The following is a 1,732-nucleotide window of genomic DNA, read 5'->3' as shown; positions in this document are numbered from 1 at the left end:
GCCTCCCTGCTGGGTGCACTGTTCTTCCTCGGCTACTTTTTCTTTCAAATACCTGGTGCAATCTATGCCGAACGACGCAGCGTGCGCAAACTGGTATTTTGGTGCTTAATTCTGTGGGGGATGTGCGCCACCTTAACCGGTCTGGTTAGTAATATTCCGGCACTGGCCGCAATTCGTTTTGCCCTCGGCGTCGTCGAGGCGGCTGTCATGCCAGCCATGCTTATCTATATCAGTAACTGGTTTACCAAAGCCGAACGTTCCAGAGCTAATACCTTCCTCATTTTAGGCAATCCGGTCACGGTTTTGTGGATGTCAGTAGTGTCTGGCTATCTAATCCATGCCTATGGCTGGCGCGAAATGTTCATATTTGAAGGATTCCCTGCGGTCATTTGGGCATTCTGCTGGTGGGTATTGGTTAAAGATAAACCAGAGCAAGTGGGCTGGTTGAGTGAATCAGAAAAAGCCGCTCTGCAGGCTAAATTGTTAGAAGAACAGCAAGGCATTAAGGCCGTACGTAACTATGGCGAAGCTTTCCGCTCGAGGAACGTCATTATCCTGTGTGCTCAATATTTTGCCTGGAGCATCGGCGTGTACGGGTTTGTTCTGTGGTTACCGTCAATTCTACGCCACGGTTCTGACATGGGAATGGTTGAAGCAGGATGGCTCTCTGCGGTGCCTTATTTAGCGGCAACGATTGCAATGATCGTGGTGTCTTGGGCATCTGACAAAATGCAAAATCGCAAACTCTTCGTATGGCCTTTACTGCTCATTGGCGCATTGGCATTTATCGGTTCTTACCTGGTAGGCGCTAACCATTTCTGGTGGTCTTATACGCTGCTGGTCATTGCCGGAGCCGCGATGTATGCACCTTATGGCCCGTTCTTCGCCATCATTCCAGAAATGCTACCACGCAACGTTTCAGGTGGAGCAATGGCATTAATTAACAGCATGGGCGCGCTGGGCTCTTTCTTTGGCTCATGGTTCGTCGGTTATCTGAATGGCTCAACCGGATCGCCAGCCGCATCCTACGTATTCATGGCCGGTGCGTTATTGGTTGCTGTGTGGCTAACGCTCATCGTGAAACCTTCAGACGCTCAAAAAAAAGTCGCTGTTAAATCAGCTCCTGCCGTTTCTCAGGGGAAATAAATGATGAAGCAATCTGTTGTTCTGTATAAAAAAATACCTACTGACCTGCAGCTACGCCTAGAGAAGCATTTTGATGTCCGATTCTTTGATGGAATCAATAATGCCAATCGCGCGGAGGTGATCAGAGCACTAGAAAGCGCCGATGGCATGATCGGCGCCAGTGTGCCGGTACGCACGGATTTGTTAGACCATGCGCCAAAGCTAAAAGCAATTTCTACTATTTCGGTAGGTTACGATCAGTTTGACGTAGACGATCTGACACGGCGTAAAATCGTATTAATGCATACCCCTACTGTTCTGACAGAAACCACGGCAGATACGGTATTTACGCTAATTCTGATGACCGCACGCCGTGCGTTGGAAATGGCCGAAATGGTGAAAGCAGGCAAATGGATACGCAGCATCGGCGTTGATAGCTATGGCGTCGACGTTCACCATAAAACCATAGGTATTCTGGGCATGGGGCGCATCGGATCAGCGTTAGCACGCCGTGCGCACGCCGGTTTTGGCATGAACGTTCTGTACTGGAACGATCGCCCCAATACACAAGTCGAGCAGGAATTTAACGCACGTCGCTGTGAACTGG

Annotated in this window: 2 protein-coding genes; both read left to right on the top strand. The window is 49.6% G+C overall.

The features are described 5' to 3' along the window. Positions 1-1,146, top strand: a 1,146-nt coding sequence (locus ACRC27_RS04780; RefSeq protein WP_438639311.1) for an MFS transporter, incomplete at its 5' end; no start/stop codon positions are given. 3 nt (positions 1,147-1,149) lie between these two features. Further along, the coding region (locus tag ACRC27_RS04775; protein WP_438639310.1) for an NAD(P)-dependent oxidoreductase at positions 1,150-1,732 on the top strand (583 nt) is incomplete at its 3' end.

Origin of the sequence: Plesiomonas sp., from assembly GCF_051650925.1 — a bacterium.
Classification (GTDB): domain Bacteria; phylum Pseudomonadota; class Gammaproteobacteria; order Enterobacterales; family CAMTGL01; genus Plesiomonas.
The sequence above is the reverse complement of the archived record's forward strand: the minus strand, read 5'-3'. Positions and strand labels throughout refer to the sequence as shown.